Annotated in this window: 2 protein-coding genes; both read right to left on the minus strand. The window is 50.0% G+C overall.

All coding sequences use genetic code 11. The features are described 5' to 3' along the window. The coding region (locus Q0135_RS02320; protein ID WP_367272138.1) for an N-acetylmuramoyl-L-alanine amidase at positions 1–434 on the minus strand (434 nt) is incomplete at its 3' end. Position 435: 1 nt separating this feature from the next. After that, a partial coding sequence (locus tag Q0135_RS02325) for an AMIN domain-containing protein (protein ID WP_297987934.1) occupies positions 436–1,246 on the minus strand: 811 nt, incomplete at its 5' end.

Here is a 1,246-nt window from a genome sequence, read left to right on the forward strand (position 1 = left end):
ATTATCTTCTCGCGATTTAAAAAATTTAGGAAGGTCTGCTTCGAGAAGGTATTCATATCCTCCAAATCGCCCTTGTTTTCGAGCGCGGCGGCGTTTTTGCTGCGCTCGCTTCTAGCCGGGCTTAAGAAAAAGGTCTCCACTCCGCTCATTCTGGATGCCGCGCTTGCGTTAGGAGCGGCGTTTGCGTGGATCGAGATAAACATATCGGCGTTCTTTTTGCCGGCAAATATCGTGCGCGACCGCAGATTTATAAAAACGTCGGTGCTGCGCGTGTAAAGAACCCTGTAGCCGCGCTTTTGAAGCAGCGCGCCAAGCTTTTTGGATGTGGCCAGCACGACGTTTTTTTCCTTCAGCCCGTTTCCTACCGCGCCCGAATCGCTGCCGCCGTGACCTGGATCGATTACGATGAGCTTGCCCTTGGTGGATTTGTAAATTTTACCGGCGGCTACGGACGCGGTTTTGGCACCTTGCGCATTTGGCGCCTCCTGATTCCTCTATCGTGCTGATTTGCGGCTCGCTATCTTGCTCGCGTCCGCGCTTGCGCCCCGATTTTTGATCTCTGTTTTTTTCTGCGCGCGCGGCTTTTGCGGACTTGGAGCTTTCGACGGCGCTTAAAATCATTAAATTTTCGTCGATCTGCACGCTAGCGTTAAATTTTTTCTCGTCGCTAAGCACGACGCGCACGGTTTTGTCGTTGTATTGCGAGATGCGTACCTCGCCTACGAAGCTATCTTGTAGCCGCGTATTGTGCGACTTTTGGCGTGCGCTAAAATCAATCACGAAGCGAAAGTGATCGTTGCTCGCGATGGTGAAATCCTTGTAGTCGCTCTGCTGCAGATCGCGGTTAAACTCAAGCACGATCTCGTTCGCATCGCAGCGTAAGGAATTTAACGCTAGCTTCGCGCTTTTATCCTCCTTTTTAACGCTGCTTTTTCTAAGCTCACTATTTTCCGTGCTAGGCTCATCCTCTTCGTTTTTTGCGGAGGCATCCTCGCTGCTTTGCCGATCGGATGAAATTTCATCCACGTCTTGTGCGGTATCCGCACCGCTAGGTCTAGTGGAGCGCAAAAATTCCAGATCCTCTTTGGATAGCGAGCTTAGATCCGCGTTTTTTGCAGATTGCGTTTTTTTGGCGGAGGAGTTTTTAGAGCTTTTAGAATTTTCCGAGGCGGAAGCTTTTGGGGTTTTATCCGCTAAATTTGAAGAGTTTTTGGAATTTTCCGCTTTGGAGCTTTTCTCGCTCTTT

Origin of the sequence: uncultured Campylobacter sp. (assembly GCF_937981295.1) — a bacterium.
Classification (GTDB): Bacteria; Campylobacterota; Campylobacteria; order Campylobacterales; family Campylobacteraceae; genus Campylobacter_B.